We start from the raw sequence: 18,411 nt of genomic DNA on the forward strand, positions 1-18,411 counted from the left end.
ACAGATTGCCATGGCTTAAAGCCTCACAATGACGAAAAGTAATAAAATGAAAAAAATATTAGTAATCGATAACTACGATAGTTTTACGTATAATCTTGTTCATTATTTAGAAGATTTAGATTGTGAGGTGGTGGTAAAACGAAATGATAAATTAACCTTAGAAGAAGTTAATGAGTTTGAAAAAATAGTACTGTCTCCTGGACCTGGCATACCCGATGAAGCAGGTTTGTTAAAACCGATTATAGAGAAGTATGCTTCTACAAAAAGCATACTAGGTGTATGTTTAGGGCAACAGGCCATAGGTGAAGTATTTGGAGGAAGTATTTCAAATTTAGACACTGTGTATCATGGAGTGGCAACCAACGTTAAGGTAACGGTAGATGACGAGATTTTGTTTAAAGGTTTGGAAAAAGAATTTCCTGTTGGGCGCTATCATTCTTGGGTAGTCGATACAAATTTACCCGAGAGTCTAGAAGCTACGTCATTTGATGAAAACGGACAAATAATGTCCTTGCGTCATAAAGAATATGATGTTAAAGGAGTACAGTATCATCCTGAGTCGGTTTTAACACCTAATGGAAAACAAATATTAAAAAACTGGATTGAGAGCTAGACAATAGATATAAGAAATGAGATTTTAGAATATGAATAATTATAAAGAATTAAAGGTTTGGCAGAAATCTATGGATTTGGTTGAACGAATTTATAAGATTACTTCTTCTTTTCCTAAAGAAGAAAAATATGGATTAATAAGTCAAATTCAACGAAGTGCAGTTTCTATACCTTCAAACATCGCAGAAGGAGCGGGACGAAATTCTAATAAAGAATTTAGAAATTTTTTGGGAATTGCAAATGGTTCATCAAATGAATTGTCAACTCAATTATTATTAGCCATCAGAATAATAGGGTATTTGGATGGAGAAGATTGCAGAGAAGTTTTTGAAATGATAAATGAGGTACAAAAGATGAACTATACTTTAATTAAAAAATTCTCTAATATCTAATGTCTCAAATCTATTATCTATGAAAAAATTATTAAACAGATTGATCAATCATGAAACCATTTCTAGAGAAGAGGCTAGAACTGTGTTAGTAAACATCTCAAAAGGTGAATACAATCAAAGTCAAATCGCTTCTTTTTTAACGGTTTATATGATGCGAACCATTACAGTAGAAGAATTAGAAGGTTTTCGAGATGCGTTGTTAGAGTTATGTATTCCACTCGATGTTTCAGATTATAATACCATAGATCTATGTGGTACAGGAGGCGATGGAAAGAACACATTTAACATTTCTACACTATCCTCTTTTGTAGCGGCTGGTGCTGGCATTCATGTGACTAAACATGGTAATTATGGAGTATCATCGATTTCTGGATCTAGTAATGTGATGGAGCATTTGGGTATTAAATTCAGTAATGAGAGTGACTTTTTAAAGAAATGTTTGGATGAAGCAGGTATCTGTGTACTGCATGCACCTTTATTTCATCCAGCTATGAAAAATGTCGCACCTATCCGTAGAGAATTAGGCGTAAAAACTTTTTTCAATATGTTAGGCCCGATGGTGAACCCTGCCTTTCCGAAAAATCAATTGGTAGGTGTTTTTAGTTTGGAATTGGCACGATTGTATGGATATTTATATCAAAAATCTAACAAAAATTTTACAGTGTTACATGCATTGGATGGATATGATGAGATTTCGCTGACGGGGAATACTAAAATGATTTCTAATCATTCTGAAGATATGTTATCTCCAGAGGATTTCGGCGTAAAAACTATCCGTCAACAGGATATTTTTGGTGGTAATTCTGTGAAAGAATCAGCAGCTATTTTTATGAAAGTTATTTCAGGAAATGGTACTGAGGCGCAACACAATGTGGTATCAGCAAATGCTGGAATGGCGATTGCAACAGTAAAAGGATTGCAACCAAAAGAAGGATTTGAACTAGCAAAAGAGTCCTTACTATCAGGTAAGGCACAACAGAAGTTAGAAAAGTTAATAACTTTGAGTGATGCTTAGCGTCATGCTAGATTTATTTCAGCATCACATAATAATGATGAGATCCTGAATCAAGTTCAGGATGACAAAACAAGTTTTGAATGACGATACTAGATAAAATAGTAGCCGATAAACGCAAAGAAGTTGAATTAAAAAAGCAACTAATTCCTACAAAACAATTGGAACAATCTATTTTGTTTGAAAGAGAGACTGTTTCATTAGTCGAAAGATTACGAAAAAGTACTTCAGGTATTATTGCTGAGCACAAAAGACGCTCACCATCAAAATCAGTAATTAATCAAAGCTTAAATGTACAAGATGTTGCCTTAGGATACGAAGAAGCTGGTGTATGTGGTATGTCTGTATTGACTGATGGAAAATATTTTGGAGGTTCTTTAGATGATTTACTATTAGCGAGAGCAAGTTGCGAATTACCATTACTGCGTAAAGAGTTTATCATAGATGAATATCAAATTATAGAAGCGAAAGCACATGGAGCTGATGTCATTTTGCTGATTGCGGCTATTTTGAAGAAAGAAGAACTTAAACAGTTTTCAGAATTAGCACAAAGTCTGGGCTTAAATGTATTGTTAGAAGTTCATAATGAAGAGGAATTGCAAAAATCAATAATGCCAAACATAGATATGTTGGGGGTTAACAATCGAAACTTAAAGACCTTTGAGGTAAGCACTCAAATTAGTAAAGATTTAAGTGTGTTAATTCCTGCTGATTTTGTAAAAGTATCAGAAAGCGGTATTAGCACTGTAAATACTATTAAAGATTTAAAACAATATGGATATCAAGGGTTTTTAATTGGGGAGAATTTTATGAGAACTAACGATCCTGGATTGAGTGCAGAGAAGTTTATAAATGAATTAGAAAAATGACTTGTCATTCCGCACTTGATGCGGAATCCATTGAAATTTTAAGTGTAATTAAAAAAGATCCTGAATCAAGTTCAGGATGACAGAAATTATGAAACTAAAAGTTTGTGGTATGAAATATAATGCGACCGAAGTTGCTATGTTGCAGCCAGATTATCTGGGCTTTATATTTTATGATAAGTCTCCCAGAAACTTTGAAGGTGAAATTGCTGAGTTGCCAGATAGTATCAAAAAAGTGGGCGTCTTTGTTGATGAAAAAATAGATGTGGTTCTTGAAAAAGTAATTGAATATGGTTTAAATGCTGTTCAATTGCACGGCAATGAATCACCAGAATATTGTAAAAAGCTGAAACGTCATTACGAGAAATGTCAGTTCGAGCGCAGTCGAGAACAGAATAACGAAGTAATCTCATTAAACAGATTGCCACGCTCAGCTCGCAATGACACATTAGAAATTATAAAGGTATTTTCAATCAAAGAAGAATTTGATTTTTCGGTATTGAAGGATTATGAAGAGGTTTGTGATTACTATTTATTCGATACAAAAGGGAAATTACCAGGTGGTAATGGATATGCTTTTGATTGGAATGTTTTAAAAGAATACCCTTCAACAAAACCTTACTTTTTAAGTGGGGGAATTGGATTGAATGAAGTTGAAAATGTTTTGTCATTCCTGTATAGGCAGGAATCCAGATATTGCTATGCCATTGATATTAATAGCAGGTTTGAAACCGAACCTGGATTAAAGAATATAGAGAAGTTAAAAAAGTTTAAAAACATAGTTATTACGAGGAATGAAATGACGAAGTAATCTCATGAAACAGATTGCTGCGCTCAGCTCGCAATGACGAATAATAATAATTATGAATTATCATGTAACAGAAAAAGGATATTATGGGGAGTTCGGTGGTGCGTATATTCCAGAAATGTTATATCCAAATGTAGAAGAATTACGTCTGAAGTATCTTAAAGTAATGGCTGATCCTTCGTTTCAGGAAGAGTTTAATCAATTATTAAAAGACTATGTAGGGCGTCCTTCTCCATTATATTTCGCCAAGCGATTAAGTGAAAAGTATCATACCAAAATATATCTAAAGCGTGAAGACTTAAACCATACGGGTGCTCACAAAGTAAACAATACGATTGGGCAAATATTAATGGCAAAACGTCTTGGTAAAACCAGAATAATCGCCGAAACAGGTGCTGGCCAACATGGTGTTGCTACAGCAACAGTTTGTGCTTTGATGGGTCTTGAATGTATTGTCTATATGGGTGAGATTGATATTGCTCGGCAAGCTCCCAATGTAGCGCGTATGAAAATGTTGGGAGCTGAGGTGCGCCCAGCACTTTCGGGAAGTCGTACCTTAAAAGATGCTACTAACGAAGCAATACGTGACTGGATTAATAACCCCGTAGATACGCACTACATTATTGGTTCAGCAATTGGGCCACATCCATATCCCGATATGGTGACTAGGTTTCAGTCGGTTATTTCAGAAGAAATTCAATGGCAATTAAAAGAACAAGAAGGAAAGGAAAATCCTAATTATGTAGTAGCTTGTATAGGTGGTGGTAGTAATGCCGCAGGAACTTATTATCATTTTTTAGAAAATGAGAAGGTTGGTATTATTGCCGTAGAGGCTGCTGGTAAAGGGATTCACTCTGGAGAAAGTGCAGCGACTTCAGTTTTAGGAAAAGAAGGGATTATTCATGGTTGTAAAACCTTGTTGATGCAAACCAATGATGGCCAAATTACGGAACCGTATTCTATTTCGGCTGGGTTAGATTATCCTGGGGTTGGTCCTCTGCATTCACATTTATACAAAACAGGGCGTGGAGAATTTTACTCGGCTACAGACGATGAAGCCATGCAAGCTGGGTTAGAATTGGCAAAATTAGAAGGCATTATACCAGCTATTGAAAGTAGTCATGCGTTGGCAATATTTAAATATAAGCAATTTAAACCAGAGGACATCGTAGTTATTAGTCTTTCAGGAAGAGGTGATAAAGATTTACAGAATTATATTGATTATTTCAAGCTTTAGCTTGAATGCTGAACTCGATTCAGCATCTTATTAAATTAAAGGTCTAAGTTTAATCAAAAAGATACCTGCTTTCGCAGGCATAAAATGAATAGAATACAACAAAAACTTCAAGAAAATAATGGGGCCGGTGGTAAGGAAAGAAAACTACTATCCATCTACTTTACGGCAGGATATCCTAGTTTAAATGATACCGTTTCAATCATTCAAAACTTAGAAAAAGTAGGTGTAGATATGATTGAAATTGGGTTGCCATTTAGCGATCCTTTAGCAGATGGTCCAACCATTCAGGCAAGTTCTACACAAGCGCTTAAAAATGGAATGACTACCGAAACGTTGTTCCAACAACTTAAGAACATCCGTGAAAGCGTTCAAATTCCGCTAATTATTATGGGTTATTTTAATCCCATACTACAATACGGGGTGGAAACTTTCTGTAAAAAATGTCAGGAAATAGGGATTGATGGATTGATTTTGCCCGATCTACCTGTAGATGTGTACAATGAACAATACAAAACTATTTTTGCAAAATACGGATTGATCAATGTGTTTTTAATTACGCCTCAAACAAGCGATGAGCGCATCCATTTTATCGATTCTGTTTCTAACGGATTTATCTATATGGTGAGTTCGGCAAGCACTACTGGAGCAAAAAGCGGCTTTGGTGATGTACAAACCAATTATTTTAAGAGAATAGCAGAAATGAATCTTAAAAATCAGCAAATAGTTGGATTTGGTATTTCTAATAATGAGACATTTATGCAGGCAACTCAATATGCTAAAGGAGCAATTATTGGTTCAGCATTTGTAAAACATCTCACAAATAATGGCATAGAGAAAATAGATACATTTATTCAATCTATTCGTAACTAAAATTTATCTACTACTTCAAATAATTCTTGTTTTACTAAAGAATAATGCTTTCTTAAAATAAAATGATTTGTTTTAGAAAGTGAGATAGGTTTCAGCAAAGTTTTAGATACTTTACTTTTAATGAAATTCATATTTTCATACGGTACAACACGATCGTCGGTACCATGAATATAGGTGATTGGTGATTTAATTTTCTCCCAATCATTTTCCATTTTTATTAGTTCTGATACATGAGCTAATTTTTCATCATTGGCAATAACAAATGGCTTCGGAACCATCCATTTTGTGAGTTTCCAATCAATAAGTCTAGCTATGGCAAAATAGCGTTCGTGTTTTGGTGAAATAGCACCAGCAAGTAAAATACTCGCTTTAATTTTGTTGTATTTATAAGCCATTTTTCCGGCGATTGGTACACCATACGACCATCCAATAACCACAACATTTTTTAATGCATGCTTTTTTATTATGGTATAGATACTATCTGCTTGTTTTTCAATAGAAGTTTCAGAATTTCCATGATCTGAATATCCATATCCTAAACGATCAACTGCTATAAGATTCGCTTTTGCTCCTAATTCTTTATCTTTCAAAAATTGAAAAAAATTACTTGACGAACCAGGCGCTCCATGTATAAATAAAAGCGTCAGATAATTTTTATCGATCACTTTGTTAGAGATGTAACGAAGGGTTTTTCCCTCAAAATCAGCATACTGTATTATGGGTACAATTCCGCTATCTTTGAATTTACGATAGACCTTTTTTTCTCCTTTTCTAAAACACACCTTAGCGGTGTTGACAACCATATTATATAATGCCCTAATAGTTGAAAAATTTAAAGTGAAATTTGATTTTTTATCCTTTTTATACGCACCAAAAGTAATTAAAAATTAGGAACGATATTTGCTATCTTTACGCCAATAGATTTTTATGCAGCTTAAAAAATTATCCTTACGACTTCGCATTTTCTTAGCAATGATATTGCTGGTGGTTGTAGCCTCTGTACTGATTGCATTGGTAACAATTTACCATTATAGAGAGCAAGCGAAAGATTACCATCGCGCTCGTTTAGAACGTAAAGAAAGTACCATAAAATATAGTATTGACCTCGAATTAATGAGAAGAACTACGTACCCAGTTGATACAGATTATTTAGACGAAATATTTAAAGATCGTATTTATGATATTTCAGATATCAATAAGATGGATGTTTATATTTATGATCTTGAAGGAAAGTTAAAGATAAGTTCGGTATCTACGTTTAGTCGAGATACCACAGATTATGATATTTCTAAAGAAACACTTGCCAAAATTGAAGATGACGCAAATCATAGAGTAGTCTTAGAAAAATCAACACCTCAAGGAGCTAGATATCAATCCTCCTATTCGTATATTAATGACAATAAATTCAAGCCTATTGGTATTTTACATTTGCATTATCTTAATGACAATACATTTCAGGAAGAAGAACTCAAAGAATTTTTAAAACAGTTAGGTGTTAGTTTTTTACTAATGTTACTTAGTGCCATTACGATCGCTTACTTTATGTCAAAGTATATCACAAAATCTATAAAAACGGTAAGTGAGAAGATTAATCAAACAAAATTACATAAGCGAAATGAAAAGATTATTCTTGAAGATGCCAGCGAAGAAATCTACAATTTAGTGAATGCATATAATGATATGGTTGATGAGTTAGGAGAGAGTGCTGTAAAATTAGCTAAAAGCGAACGCGAACAAGCTTGGCGAGAAATGGCAAAGCAGGTAGCACATGAGATTAAAAATCCGTTAACACCCATGCGCTTAACGGTACAAATGTTTGAGCAACGATTTAAATCTGATGATCCTCAAGCTAAAGAAAAGTTGAATGAATTTAGTAAGTCACTTATACAACAAATCGATACAATGAGTTCAATTGCCTCCGCATTTTCGAATTTTGCTGAAATGCCGAAGCAAAAAAGCGAAGAACTTAATGTCGTAGAAGTAGTACGATTATCGCTTGATATTTTTTCTAAAGATTACATACATTTCTTTTCGAAAAAGGATGAACTTATTACTAAACTAGATAAAACGCAACTTACACGTGTGATCACAAATTTGATAAAGAATGCAGATCAGGCGTGTGAGAATATTGAAAATCCAAAAATTGAGGTGAAGGTATTAGAAGAAAACGGCAATATTGTGATAAGTGTTGCCGATAATGGTAAAGGAATTTCTGATGAAGATAAACCAAAAGTTTTTGAACCGAAATTCACGACAAAATCAAGTGGTATGGGACTTGGTTTACCTATGGTAAAAAATATTGTAGAAGCTTACGACGGAAATATTACTTTTGTGTCTGAAATGAATCGAGGTACCGTATTTACAGTGACAATTCCAAAAAAATAACATATGAACTACAACAATATTTTAGTTTCTAATGATAATTGTATTACAACAATAACCATTAATCGTCCATCAAAATTAAATGCTTTAAACAGAGATACAATTCAAGAATTACATGATGCTTTTGAGGAGGCTGATTCAGATACAGCAACTAGAGTTATCATTATTACAGGCAGTGGTGAAAAAGCATTTGTTGCTGGGGCAGATATCTCTGAATTTGCAGATTTTGATGTAGCGCAAGGAAGTGAATTAGCAAAAAAAGGGCAAGAATTATTATTTGACTTTGTTGAAAACCTTTCAACTCCTGTAATTGCTGCCGTAAATGGATTTGCGCTAGGAGGCGGATTAGAATTAGCAATGGCAGCACATTTTAGAGTAGCTAGTGATAATGCAAAAATGGGATTGCCTGAAGTGAGCTTAGGAGTCATTCCAGGTTATGGTGGTACTCAACGCCTTGGGCAATTAGTAGGTAAAGGACGCGCAATGGAACTAGTCATGACAGCAGGAATGATCTCAGCTGAAGAAGCTTTAAAGTATGGTTTGGTGAATCATGTTACTTCTCAAGAAGAATTACTTCCCTTAGCTGAGAACATTGCGAGTAAGATTATGCGAAATTCATCGACGGCGATCGCATCAGCAATTAAGGCAGTAAATGCTAATTTTAAAGATGGCGTGAATGGGTATGCTATTGAAATTACAGAATTTGGTAATTGCTTTGGTACCGAAGATTTTGAAGAGGGTACTACAGCGTTTTTAGAAAAGCGCAAGCCGAATTTCAACTAATGAAGGTTATAAATCAAATATTCATACTATTTATTTTTTTAGGATTTGCCAAGTTTGGAAACACACAGTCTTCACAAAAGCTGTATAATTCAATTTTAGAAAATACTCGGTTGAATCCGAATAAAGCTATTGAAGATTCCAAACAATTATTGACCTTAGCTAAAGAACATAAAAGCTATGATACAATTGCTATTGCGTATATGTATTTAGGAAAAGCAAGTCGTGTAGCTGGAAACTTTAAGCAAGCCTTAGCATATGTTGATTTAGGTATTGAGTTTGCTGAAAATAATGCTATTTCAAAATCAATTTTGGCTGAATTGTATTTAACCAAAGCAAATAACTTAGCAGATTCTGGTAGATCAGATGAATCTGCTAAAGTAATGTTTAAAGGAGAAGAAATTGCCAAAGCATCAGGTGATATTAAAGCGCAGGTACTACTAAATCATGGGTTAGGATATACCTATTTAGCATCTCAGAAGTATAATAAAGCCATTGCTATTTTGAAAAAAAATATTTCTGTGATCGAACAGAATGAGCTTTTAGATAAGAAGAGCTTCGAGGCGTATTATAAAGGCATGGCAATACTTGCTAGAGTTTATGATAATAAAAATGAACCAGATTCTACATTAGTATATTTAAACAAAGGTTTAAAACATGTACTAACTACGGATGATATTTTCAGTACAAATGGATTTTATGAGGGTTTAAGTACTTTATATCTTGATAAAAAAGAATACAAAAAAGCATATGACGTACTTATTAAGAGTAGAATTCTTGATTCGAAAATTGGCAATGAACTTACAAGTAAATCTTCTGACTATAATTTAGCAAGATACTACTACGAAACTAATGATTATGAGAAGAGTATCGCACAATTAGATTCTATTGTTAGCTATTATGAAACTAATGAGAGTATTGTAAACCCTGAGGTATATAAACTTTTGGCTAAAAGTCATAAAAAGTTAGGCAATCTTGAAGAAGCAAATACATATTATGAGCTGTATGTGATTAATTATGATAATGCAAGCATGGCTAATAAAAAATTGTCAGATCTTGTTCAAGATAAAGAACTTGAAGAATTAAAATCTGATAAGGAGCGCCAAAAGAAAATTGCATCGTATTCTCTAATTGCTGGAGGATTGGTTATTCTTTCCCTTATTAGTTATGTATTCTTTTTCTCTGTAAAAAGAAAAAAAGAAAAGGCTTATTTTGAATCGTTACTATCAAAAATTAATAGTTCTGAAACTCAAAAAAGAACTACTGTTATTGACACCAAAGATCTTATAGTAGAAACAACATCGACTTCTGAAATTAATGAGGAAACTACACAAGAAATTATTAGTGGATTAGAAAAATTAGAGCAGCAAGAATATTTTTTAAATCAAGAATGTAATTCTTATAATGTCGCTAAAAAGATAAAGACCAACACGTCATATTTATCGAAAGTGGTGAATGCCTATTATCAGAAAAATTTCAATACATATATTAATGATCTACGTATTAATTATGCAATTCTTCGCCTAAAAAACGACAAACAATTTCGCTCGTATGCGATTCAAGCTATTGCCAATGAAGTAGGGTATAAAAGTGCTGACTCTTTCACAAAATACTTTAAAAAACATACAGGTTTAAATCCATCTTTTTATATTAAAAAGCTCAATAAAATAACTTAGCGCAAATTAAAAGTACCACTAATAACCCTAAATTTATAAAAATAGGGTTGGTAATATTCCTTCTTACAGCACTATTAAAAAATAAGTTTAAACAGCTTAAAATCAAATAAATACTATTTATTTTTTGAACCCTAATTTTCTAAAATCAGTGATACTTCACTTTTTTTTTCTGATATCTCATCATTTCTTTGTTTTCGAATTAATCACAAAAAATAACATATGAAAACATCAGTAAAAACAATTTTAACAATTATAGTATTTCTAATTCTAGGATTACTTTTTGGATATACTACAGGCTCATTTTATCATGCAAATGATAGATCAGAAAAGGTTGCGGCCATTTTAAAGGAGAACTGTGATTGCAAAGTGGTGAATCAAGTTATCTATGCAAAAGGTATGCAATTTGGTAAGGATGGTATTACTACCGAAAAAGGAGAATATGAACTCATAGATTGTGAAATTTTGAGCTCTTTTAAAGATGAAGCGAAAAGACTCAATGCAATTTTAGATCAAAAAATTAAAGGCTATGAAAAGATTGATCTTTTAGAATTAGAATTTATCAATGAGAATGATCATGAAATTATACAAATAAGAAACGGTAAAATTCAATAACAAATGATAGTGGTAATAATAAAATTAGTAATAACCATAATTCAATTAATATTTTAAAAATTTAAAACTATGAGTACATAGACAAAAAGTTATAAGAAAAAACAATTAATAAAATTTTGTTTTGGGCTTGTTATCGGAGCAGTACTATACATTCTCAAAGAAGTCACTTTTTAAACAAAATCAAATTTTAAATAAACTAACATCACATTAAAAACACAAAAAATGAAAACAATAAAAAAATTACTTTCGATTATAGTTATAGCGCTAGTTACTGTAACAACATATGCACAAGAAGAGAATTCACTTTTATGGAAAATAGAAGGAGATAATATAAAAACATCCTATTTGTTTGGTACTATTCATATGCTTCCTCAAAAAGATTTTAAATTAAATGAGCATGTAAAAAAAGCATTTGATGATTCAGAAATAGTGACGTTAGAATTAGATATGGATGATCCTAGTTTTATGAAAGATGTAATGAAATATTCGTATTTAGCTGAAGGAGAAACGATAAAATCATATATGGATGAGAGTGAATATAACCTACTCGATAACTTTATGAAAGAGAATTTAAAGGTTGGGATGAAGCAGTTCTCAACAGCAAAACCATTACTATTAATGTCTTCTATTTTAATTTCATTTGTAGGAGAACAGTTGGCGAGTTATGAATTTACATTGATTAACATGAGTAAACAATCGAATAAAGAGGTCAAAGGATTAGAAACATTTGCTAGCCAAGTTGCAGCATTCGATGTACAGCCATACGAAAAGCAAATTGATGGATTGGTAGAAATGATTGAAGACTATGAAGAATATAGTACTTATTATAAAGAATTAGTTAAATCATATAAAGAAGAAAACATTGCTGCTATTTATGAAAAATCTAAAGAATATTTTAAGGAAGATAAAGAACTAGAAGAAAAATTACTAAATGAAAGAAACAGAAATTGGATTCCAGAAATAGCAAGAATTTCTAAAGAAAACAAAGTTTTCTATGCTGTAGGAGCCGCACATTTAGCTGGTGAGCAAGGCGTAATTAATTTACTAAAGAAAGCAGGATATAAAGTGACTCCTATTTTAAAATAAACAACTCAGTATTTTTAAAAACCTTTAGTGAAAGCTAAAGGTTTTTATCTTAGAGACCTTTCTCAAATATTATTTTAGTTTGCCCACTATCGTTGGTATAAACCTGTTTGATATCAAATCCGTTTTTAAGATTTAAAATCATCATGGCTTTAAAACGATTCATCGATTTGGTTCTGAGCTTAGCGTATCCTTTTTTCTTTGCCCAACTTTCTTGTAGCTTGGCTAGATGCTTAGCAATACCTTTTTCTCTGTGCTTAGGTAAAACACCACCAACCCAACTATAAAAAGTGTTTTGGTTATAGCGATAGCCAATTTTGAAACCCACCGCTTTTTTATCTTTAAAACTGATAATAGCCAATATATCCTCTTTTTCATTCAGTCGTTGTTCAAAAAAAAGCGGTTTTGCATCCTCAAAAATAGCTTGATATAATGCTAACAATTCTTGCATTTGAATAGCATTTGGAGTGCCTTCAATGAGTTGAAAGCGTAAGTCATCATTTTTCCCCATTCCATTCATCATAAAATTGTTGAAGATATTTTTCCATAAAACGATGACGTTGTTCAGCAATTTTTCGCCCTGTAGATGTATTCATTTTATTTTTTAACAATAGTAATTTTTCATAAAAATGATTGATTGTTGGTGCAGTTGATTTTTTATAAGCTTCTTTAGACATTTGTAGGCTTGGTTCGATCGAAGGATTGTACAATTCACGATTTTTAAAGCCACCATAATTAAAAGCTCTGGCAATACCAATGGCGCCTATGGCATCTAATCTATCGGCATCTTGAACAATTTCCAATTCTTTTGAGGTAAACTTTATGCCGTCTGCTGAAAGGCTATTCTTAAACGATATGTTTTCAATGATCTTAACAACATGTTCAATAATCAAACTATCAACATTTTGCGACAGCAAAAATTTTGCTGCTTTTTTTGGACCAATAGTTTCATCACCATCATAAAATTTAGGGTCTGCAATATCATGAAGTAGAGATCCGAGTGCAACTACAAAATCATCAACATTTTCTCTTTTTGCAATGAGCTGAGCATTTTTTAACACCCTATGGGTGTGAAACCAATCGTGACCTCCTTCAGCGTCAACGAGTGAATTTTTTACAAAAGCAATCGTATTTTTTATAAGTTGTTCTTTGTTCATAGTGCAAAATAAAAAATCCTCTAAATAGCATAGAGGATTTGAGAATTATATTTTTCTTTATTTAGCAGAATTCAGCGTAGGCTTCACTCAAATTTTCGGCAATCATTTCTGCAGATCTTCCTTCAATATGATGACGCTCTAGCATGTGTACTAATTCACCGTCTTTAAACAATGCGATGGCAGGAGATGATGGCGGAAAAGGAATCATATGTTCACGGGCTTTATCAACGGCTTCTCGATCTACTCCAGCAAATACGGTAGCTAAATTATCAGGTTTTTTAGCACCTTGAATAGATGCAATAGCTCCGGGTCTTGCTGTACCTGCAGCACAACCACAAACAGAATTTACCATCACTAAGGTTGTCCCTTCTTTTTGCAATATATGTTCAACTTGATCGGCAGTAAACAATTCGTTAAAACCAGCTTCAACTAACTGCGCACGCATAGGTCTTACTATTTCTTCTGGATACATATTTTCTTAATTTAAACTTCATTGCAAAGATACATATATTTATATTTGAAATTTATTAGAAATAACTACAGTTTATGAGTTTTGCAAAATGGTTAGGTGCTAGTTTAGGATGGTCTTTTGGTGGGCCTATAGGTGGTATCGTTGGTTTTGCTTTAGGAAGCCTTATTGATGGTTTTGCTGAAGGAAGTACTAGAGAGTACAAACGTATTGAATCAGGAACGGGCAATCGCCCAAGAAGAACACATAGAGTTACCACCTCGGGTGATTTTGAGGTGAGTTTATTGGTATTAGCCGCTGTGGTTATAAAATCTGATGGAAATGTAGATCAGCGTGAACTTAATTATGTACGACAGAATTTTAAACGTATGTATGGTGAACAACGTGCAAGTAAAGCATTTAAGTTGTTTAAAGGTATTATGCAGAATAATAATATTTCTACACGTCAAGTATGTTATCAGATTCGCAGTCATATGGATCATGCTTCGCGTTTACAGTTGCTTCATTTTTTGTTTGGCATTGCTAAAGCTGATGGTAATGTAAGTCAAGTTGAAATGCAATCAATTCAACGTATTGCTGGTTATTTATATATAAGCCAGAAAGATTTTGAATCGATTAAAGCGATGTTCTATGATGCAGTAACAAGTGCTTATAAGATTTTAGAAATTCAGAAAAGTGCTAGTGATGATGAGGTTAAAAAAGCCTATAGAAGAATGGTAAAAAAGCATCACCCAGATAAACTACGTCATTTAGGAGAAGAGCATGTAAAAGGAGCTGAAGAGAAATTTAGAAAGATACAAGAAGCTTATGAGAAGATACAGAAGGAACGAGGATTATAAATACAAATCTAAACTTTTTGGACCCTCTAAAACAGTTCGTACAATTTTAGCTTGATTTTCTTCATCAATACTATTATGCCATTTTACCAATGAAATTTCTAAGTCTTTAATTTCAATGCCAATAATAGACTTTGGGTGCACACAGCTACCATCGTTAAAATAAGGAATATCACCTGGTTCAGGAAAACGAGGTCTATGCGTGTGCCCTGCAATTACCATTTGATTATTGTTATTAATAATCCAATCTTGTAATCTTCGTTCGACTTTAATTAAATTTTTGTAGTTTTTTGCTGGGCTCGTAGGGTCTTTCACGTTAAACCACTTCTGTAAAGGCATCCATAAATAACGCACAAAGAACATACTGAGTTTCCAAAATTTATAATTAAACCAATCTGCCTGATGACCATGTAATAACAAAATACTCTTGTCAGTATTTTCAATTTCTAACAAAATACTTTCGTTATAATGTAAATTAAAAAGTCGCTTTTTTTCTCGCAATTCATCAGGGGTATAAATGTACTTATAGACCATGTCTTCAACGACTAAAGGATCTCTAAAGATCATGTCATGGTTACCCCAAATCATATAGGCGCGGTTTTCTAAATGAAACTGACGTAGTAATTCAAAAGTATCTTTATGAGCATTATAAATCGGCTCGAAAGAAGTGTTTTCCCACAGTTCAACACCATCACCTAATTCAAAATAGGTAAATTCATCTTGGTAATAGGTTTGCAGCGCATGTTGATAAATTTCCATATTATGTGAGAAATCATCAGCATAACTATTATCACCACGATGTAAATCACTGAAAAAAATAAGCTTAGAATCACAATTTATAGTGACTTTTTTTGCATTGCTAAGGGCGTTATCTAAGATAGAATTCATGAGGGGTAGGAAAATTTCACATAATTCAGTAAAATTATTTGATTTTGGCGACAAATATGTCTTTACCTCCTTTGTTCAGAGTGATATCTCCATCATTACTCTCTGTTTCACCTACAAGAATAACACTAGCATCTGAAGTTTGTATAACTCCATAGGTAAAATCTAATCCCGACCCGCCAAGAGATTTTTCAAATAGTAATTTGCCATTTGTATCAATTTGAAAAATCCAGAAATCATTTTCTCTTTTATTTTCTGAAAGATCACCGTCATTACTTTTAGAATTACCACCTATAATATAAGAGCTGTAAATACCATTACTTCTTGCAATAGCATGTGATGCTTCAAAGGCAGAACCACCGAATGATTTTTCCCAAATTAAATCACCATTTTCATTGATTTTAATAAGCCAAATGTCTGCATTACCATTAGGATTAGAAATCATACCATCAAAACTAATACTAGTTCCCGTTACAAGATAATGACCGTCATTAGTTTTTATAGCTGCAAATCCATCATCGATACCTGAGCCTCCGTATGATTTTTCCCAAACTTTAGTACCTTTTGTATCTAATTTTACAACCCAAAAATCATAACTACCATTAGCAGCACTTATATCAAAATCGTTACTTTCTGAAGAACCAAACAGCATGTATGAACCGTCATGACCTTGAAGTACTTTATATATCCTATCATTATTAGTGCCTCCAAAATATCTACGCCATTCTAACTCACCGTTAATGTCTAATTTTTGAGCCCAAAATTCACCAACCCCATGTTTCGTAGTCGTTTTGGCACCTATAGTTTCGTTACCAGCTCCTTCAGAGGCTGTTACATCTAAATACCCACCGATGAAATACCCGCCATCGTTGGTTTGAAATAGTGAATGACTGTGATCATGACCCGCAAAGCCATACGATTTTTCCCATTCTATATTGCCTTGAGCATCTAATTTCACTAACCAATGATCATGAAAACCTTGATTTTGAGAGCCATCTCCATCTGCACTCATACTCGGTCCAGTTACGGCAAAACCACCATCTGAAGTTTGTATGATAGCGCGACCTTTATCATCACCACTACCGCCGTATGTTTTTTGCCATTCTATAGAGCCATTACGATCTAATTTTAATACCCAAAAATCATTTTCAGCTACTGTTTTATCTGTAACATCTCCATCAATACTATTTGTATAACCTACGACTGCATAACCACCATCTGATGTTTCAATAACACCTCGTGCTGAATCATTACCAGAACCTCCAAAGCTTTTAGTCCATACTAACTCGCCTGTTAATTTATTTTCCTGAAAAGTAGTACTTTCTTTTTCACAGCTGATCAAAGAAAATAATATCAAAAGAAGGATGAATAAGAATCGCATTTAATTACTTTTTTTCAGAATAAATAAACCTCTATTTATATCACTTACAACAATGTTTCCACTCTCAAAATATGGATATACGTTCCATACACCATTAAAATTTGCTGAATTATTAGTGGGAAAAGTATCAAAAAAACCAACTTCTGTTAAATTACCGTTTGATATATCAGAAATATCTATAGTTCTTAATCCTGCTGTATAATTAGCTAAGTAAAAAGTATTTCCTTTAACATAGCCATTGTGATCAATAGCTGGGGTTGGACTAGTATATTCAACTTTTAAGCTAGGATTATCTAAATCAGAGAAATCAAAAACAATGGTTCTTGTATTGAATCCAAAATTACTTTCATCTAATTCATCTCCTAATAGAAAATAGCGTTGATCTTCTGTAAACCATCCTTGATGTACATACCCTACGTTAGTATATGATATGGTCGAGATTCTTTTAGGATTAGTTTTATCAGTAACATCAACAATGGCAATTTCATTTTCATTACTACCAATTAGAATTTCTTTACCTGTATAATCTGAGTCAGGTCCACTATAAGTCACAACTTGTGCATCATGACTATAAGAGTCATCTCCATAACCACCTTCATCAATAGGGTTTTTTGGATTCTGAATGTTTATAAATAAGGGACCTCCACGAAAAGTATTACTTCTGCTAGTTCCTACAGGATAAGCATAACCCGATTCTTCATTGATGACAATATTATGAGCACTTCCAAAACCAGTAAATCGAGTATCTGCACTAAAAGTTGCTGGAGCATCTGAGACATTTCTTAATCGTGTTAAATCAAAAACTTGCATACCGTGATTTCCAACATTATCAGCAACAATAAATGCATGATCTTTATATACTTTTACGTCGCGCCAAGAACTAGCTACAGTAGCAGTGGGCAGTTTTCCTAAATATAAGGCTTCGCTAGGGTCAGAGATATCAATAAAAACAACACCATTGTCTAATGCCATTAGCGCATACTCTTTTCCAGTAGTAGTATCTGTCCAACCCCAAGAATCATTTCCAGAGGATGCTTCAAATACGCTTAGAGGAATATTTAGCATCAGGTCATAGTCATTACACGGAAATTCACCAGCAGATCCGTCAGAGCAGGGTTGTGATGAAAATTTAAAAGTAGGATCACAAACATCACCTACACCATCATTGTCACCATCATTTTGGTTTGCATTCGATCTATCAGGGCAATTATCAACATCATCATTAATTCCATCATTGTCTTTATCATTTTTAGCAGCAAGATCTGGAGTATCTATATCATCTGAAGAAGAACAAGAAGGAGTAAAAAATAGAAGAGATACACCTAAAATTACTAGAATAAACTTTTTTATCAT

20 protein-coding genes are annotated in these 18,411 nt (G+C 33.2%); 13 read left to right on the plus strand and 7 right to left on the minus strand.

Annotated elements, in window-relative coordinates; all coding sequences use genetic code 11:
- Positions 1–46: 46 nt before the first annotated feature.
- From AC1EUY_RS04645 to trpA, 7 genes are all read left to right on the plus strand, one after another.
- Entirely contained in the window at positions 47–613 is a 567-nt protein-coding gene (locus AC1EUY_RS04645) for an anthranilate synthase component II (protein ID WP_480194341.1), read from the plus strand.
- 31 nt (positions 614–644) lie between these two features.
- Positions 645–1,004 (plus strand): four helix bundle protein, encoded by a 360-nt coding sequence (locus AC1EUY_RS04650; protein ID WP_480194342.1) that lies wholly within the window; start codon positions 645–647, stop codon positions 1,002–1,004.
- A gap of 19 nt (positions 1,005–1,023) precedes the next feature.
- Complete coding sequence (trpD, locus tag AC1EUY_RS04655) at positions 1,024–2,019, plus strand: anthranilate phosphoribosyltransferase (RefSeq protein ID WP_480194343.1); 996 nt, start codon at positions 1,024–1,026, stop codon at positions 2,017–2,019.
- 80 nt (positions 2,020–2,099) lie between these two features.
- Complete coding sequence (gene trpC, locus AC1EUY_RS04660) at positions 2,100–2,885, plus strand: indole-3-glycerol phosphate synthase TrpC (RefSeq protein ID WP_480194344.1); 786 nt, start codon at positions 2,100–2,102, stop codon at positions 2,883–2,885.
- Between the two features lie 88 nt (positions 2,886–2,973).
- A complete protein-coding gene (locus tag AC1EUY_RS04665; RefSeq protein WP_480194345.1) occupies positions 2,974–3,693 on the plus strand; it encodes a phosphoribosylanthranilate isomerase in 720 nt (239 codons plus the stop codon).
- 52 nt (positions 3,694–3,745) lie between these two features.
- Positions 3,746–4,927 carry a tryptophan synthase subunit beta gene (gene trpB / locus AC1EUY_RS04670; protein WP_480194346.1) on the plus strand — a complete coding sequence of 394 codons (1,182 nt, stop codon included), beginning with the start codon at positions 3,746–3,748 and terminating at the stop codon, positions 4,925–4,927.
- An 84-nt stretch (positions 4,928–5,011) separates the two neighbouring features.
- Positions 5,012–5,797: a tryptophan synthase subunit alpha gene (gene trpA / locus AC1EUY_RS04675; RefSeq protein WP_480194347.1), complete on the plus strand. Its 786-nt coding sequence runs from the start codon at positions 5,012–5,014 to the stop codon at positions 5,795–5,797.
- On the opposite strand, the gene AC1EUY_RS04680 is transcribed toward trpA, so the two are convergent.
- A complete protein-coding gene (locus AC1EUY_RS04680; protein WP_480194348.1) occupies positions 5,794–6,600 on the minus strand; it encodes an alpha/beta fold hydrolase in 807 nt (268 codons plus the stop codon). The genes trpA and AC1EUY_RS04680 overlap by 4 nt on opposite strands.
- Before the next feature lie 124 nt (positions 6,601–6,724).
- Here AC1EUY_RS04680 and AC1EUY_RS04685 point away from each other — a divergent pair, with 124 nt between their 5' ends.
- The 5 genes from AC1EUY_RS04685 (at position 6,725) to AC1EUY_RS04705 (ending at position 12,333) form a co-directional block, all read left to right on the plus strand.
- A complete protein-coding gene (locus tag AC1EUY_RS04685) occupies positions 6,725–8,182 on the plus strand; it encodes a sensor histidine kinase (protein ID WP_480194349.1) in 1,458 nt (485 codons plus the stop codon).
- A 3-nt stretch (positions 8,183–8,185) separates the two neighbouring features.
- Positions 8,186–8,962: an enoyl-CoA hydratase/isomerase family protein gene (locus AC1EUY_RS04690; protein ID WP_480194350.1), complete on the plus strand. Its 777-nt coding sequence runs from the start codon at positions 8,186–8,188 to the stop codon at positions 8,960–8,962.
- On the plus strand, positions 8,962–10,635 hold the full coding sequence (locus AC1EUY_RS04695; RefSeq protein WP_480194351.1) for a helix-turn-helix domain-containing protein: 1,674 nt from the start codon (positions 8,962–8,964) through the stop codon (positions 10,633–10,635). The genes AC1EUY_RS04690 and AC1EUY_RS04695 overlap by 1 nt, the downstream gene beginning before the upstream one ends.
- Before the next feature lie 219 nt (positions 10,636–10,854).
- On the plus strand, positions 10,855–11,247 hold the full coding sequence (locus AC1EUY_RS04700; protein ID WP_480194352.1) for a hypothetical protein: 393 nt from the start codon (positions 10,855–10,857) through the stop codon (positions 11,245–11,247).
- Positions 11,248–11,469: 222 nt separating this feature from the next.
- Positions 11,470–12,333 (plus strand): TraB/GumN family protein, encoded by an 864-nt coding sequence (locus AC1EUY_RS04705; RefSeq protein ID WP_480194353.1) that lies wholly within the window; start codon positions 11,470–11,472, stop codon positions 12,331–12,333.
- Positions 12,334–12,382: 49 nt separating this feature from the next.
- Here AC1EUY_RS04705 and AC1EUY_RS04710 read toward each other — a convergent pair whose 3' ends face one another.
- The 3 genes from AC1EUY_RS04710 to AC1EUY_RS04720 form a co-directional block, all read right to left on the minus strand.
- Complete coding sequence (locus AC1EUY_RS04710) at positions 12,383–12,853, minus strand: GNAT family N-acetyltransferase (protein ID WP_480194354.1); 471 nt, start codon at positions 12,851–12,853, stop codon at positions 12,383–12,385.
- Positions 12,828–13,487, minus strand: a complete 660-nt coding sequence (locus AC1EUY_RS04715) for an HD domain-containing protein (protein WP_480194355.1) — start codon at positions 13,485–13,487, stop codon at positions 12,828–12,830. The genes AC1EUY_RS04710 and AC1EUY_RS04715 overlap by 26 nt, the downstream gene beginning before the upstream one ends.
- 61 nt (positions 13,488–13,548) lie before the next feature.
- Entirely contained in the window at positions 13,549–13,959 is a 411-nt protein-coding gene (locus tag AC1EUY_RS04720) for a BrxA/BrxB family bacilliredoxin (RefSeq protein ID WP_480194356.1), read from the minus strand.
- Positions 13,960–14,033: 74 nt separating this feature from the next.
- On the opposite strand from AC1EUY_RS04720, the gene AC1EUY_RS04725 reads away from it, so the two are divergent.
- Positions 14,034–14,795, plus strand: a complete 762-nt coding sequence (locus tag AC1EUY_RS04725; protein ID WP_480194357.1) for a TerB family tellurite resistance protein — start codon at positions 14,034–14,036, stop codon at positions 14,793–14,795.
- On the opposite strand, the gene AC1EUY_RS04730 is transcribed toward AC1EUY_RS04725, so the two are convergent.
- From AC1EUY_RS04730 to AC1EUY_RS04740, 3 genes are read right to left on the minus strand one after another with little or no spacing between them, the layout of a single operon-like run.
- Positions 14,790–15,680, minus strand: a complete 891-nt coding sequence (locus AC1EUY_RS04730; protein WP_480194358.1) for a metallophosphoesterase — start codon at positions 15,678–15,680, stop codon at positions 14,790–14,792. The two genes, AC1EUY_RS04725 and AC1EUY_RS04730, sit on opposite strands and share 6 nt — an antisense overlap.
- A gap of 34 nt (positions 15,681–15,714) precedes the next feature.
- Entirely contained in the window at positions 15,715–17,058 is a 1,344-nt protein-coding gene (locus AC1EUY_RS04735; RefSeq protein WP_480194359.1) for a hypothetical protein, read from the minus strand.
- A complete protein-coding gene (locus AC1EUY_RS04740; protein ID WP_480194360.1) occupies positions 17,059–18,411 on the minus strand; it encodes a choice-of-anchor B family protein in 1,353 nt (450 codons plus the stop codon).

It is taken from the genome of Maritimimonas sp. 2210JD6-3, from assembly GCF_056591795.1.

Bases quoted from the DNA above. Each gene is read 5' to 3' on its own strand.
- AC1EUY_RS04645 (WP_480194341.1), top strand. From the start codon at position 47: ATGAAAAAAATATTAGTAATCGATAACTACGATAGTTTTACGTATAAT.
- AC1EUY_RS04700 (WP_480194352.1), top strand. From the start codon at position 10,855: ATGAAAACATCAGTAAAAACAATTTTAACAATTATAGTATTTCTAATT.
- AC1EUY_RS04680 (WP_480194348.1), bottom strand. From the start codon at position 6,600: ATGGTTGTCAACACCGCTAAGGTGTGTTTTAGAAAAGGAGAAAAAAAG.
- AC1EUY_RS04725 (WP_480194357.1), top strand. From the start codon at position 14,034: ATGAGTTTTGCAAAATGGTTAGGTGCTAGTTTAGGATGGTCTTTTGGT.
- AC1EUY_RS04735 (WP_480194359.1), bottom strand. From the start codon at position 17,058: ATGCGATTCTTATTCATCCTTCTTTTGATATTATTTTCTTTGATCAGC.
- trpB (WP_480194346.1), top strand. From the start codon at position 3,746: ATGAATTATCATGTAACAGAAAAAGGATATTATGGGGAGTTCGGTGGT.
- trpA (WP_480194347.1), top strand. From the start codon at position 5,012: ATGAATAGAATACAACAAAAACTTCAAGAAAATAATGGGGCCGGTGGT.
- AC1EUY_RS04650 (WP_480194342.1), top strand. From the start codon at position 645: ATGAATAATTATAAAGAATTAAAGGTTTGGCAGAAATCTATGGATTTG.
- AC1EUY_RS04705 (WP_480194353.1), top strand. From the start codon at position 11,470: ATGAAAACAATAAAAAAATTACTTTCGATTATAGTTATAGCGCTAGTT.
- trpD (WP_480194343.1), top strand. From the start codon at position 1,024: ATGAAAAAATTATTAAACAGATTGATCAATCATGAAACCATTTCTAGA.
- AC1EUY_RS04665 (WP_480194345.1), top strand. From the start codon at position 2,974: ATGAAACTAAAAGTTTGTGGTATGAAATATAATGCGACCGAAGTTGCT.
- AC1EUY_RS04695 (WP_480194351.1), top strand. From the start codon at position 8,962: ATGAAGGTTATAAATCAAATATTCATACTATTTATTTTTTTAGGATTT.
- AC1EUY_RS04740 (WP_480194360.1), bottom strand. From the start codon at position 18,411: ATGATAAAAAAGTTTATTCTAGTAATTTTAGGTGTATCTCTTCTATTT.
- AC1EUY_RS04720 (WP_480194356.1), bottom strand. From the start codon at position 13,959: ATGTATCCAGAAGAAATAGTAAGACCTATGCGTGCGCAGTTAGTTGAA.
- AC1EUY_RS04730 (WP_480194358.1), bottom strand. From the start codon at position 15,680: ATGAATTCTATCTTAGATAACGCCCTTAGCAATGCAAAAAAAGTCACT.
- AC1EUY_RS04715 (WP_480194355.1), bottom strand. From the start codon at position 13,487: ATGAACAAAGAACAACTTATAAAAAATACGATTGCTTTTGTAAAAAAT.
- AC1EUY_RS04710 (WP_480194354.1), bottom strand. From the start codon at position 12,853: ATGATGAATGGAATGGGGAAAAATGATGACTTACGCTTTCAACTCATT.
- AC1EUY_RS04690 (WP_480194350.1), top strand. From the start codon at position 8,186: ATGAACTACAACAATATTTTAGTTTCTAATGATAATTGTATTACAACA.
- trpC (WP_480194344.1), top strand. From the start codon at position 2,100: ATGACGATACTAGATAAAATAGTAGCCGATAAACGCAAAGAAGTTGAA.
- AC1EUY_RS04685 (WP_480194349.1), top strand. From the start codon at position 6,725: ATGCAGCTTAAAAAATTATCCTTACGACTTCGCATTTTCTTAGCAATG.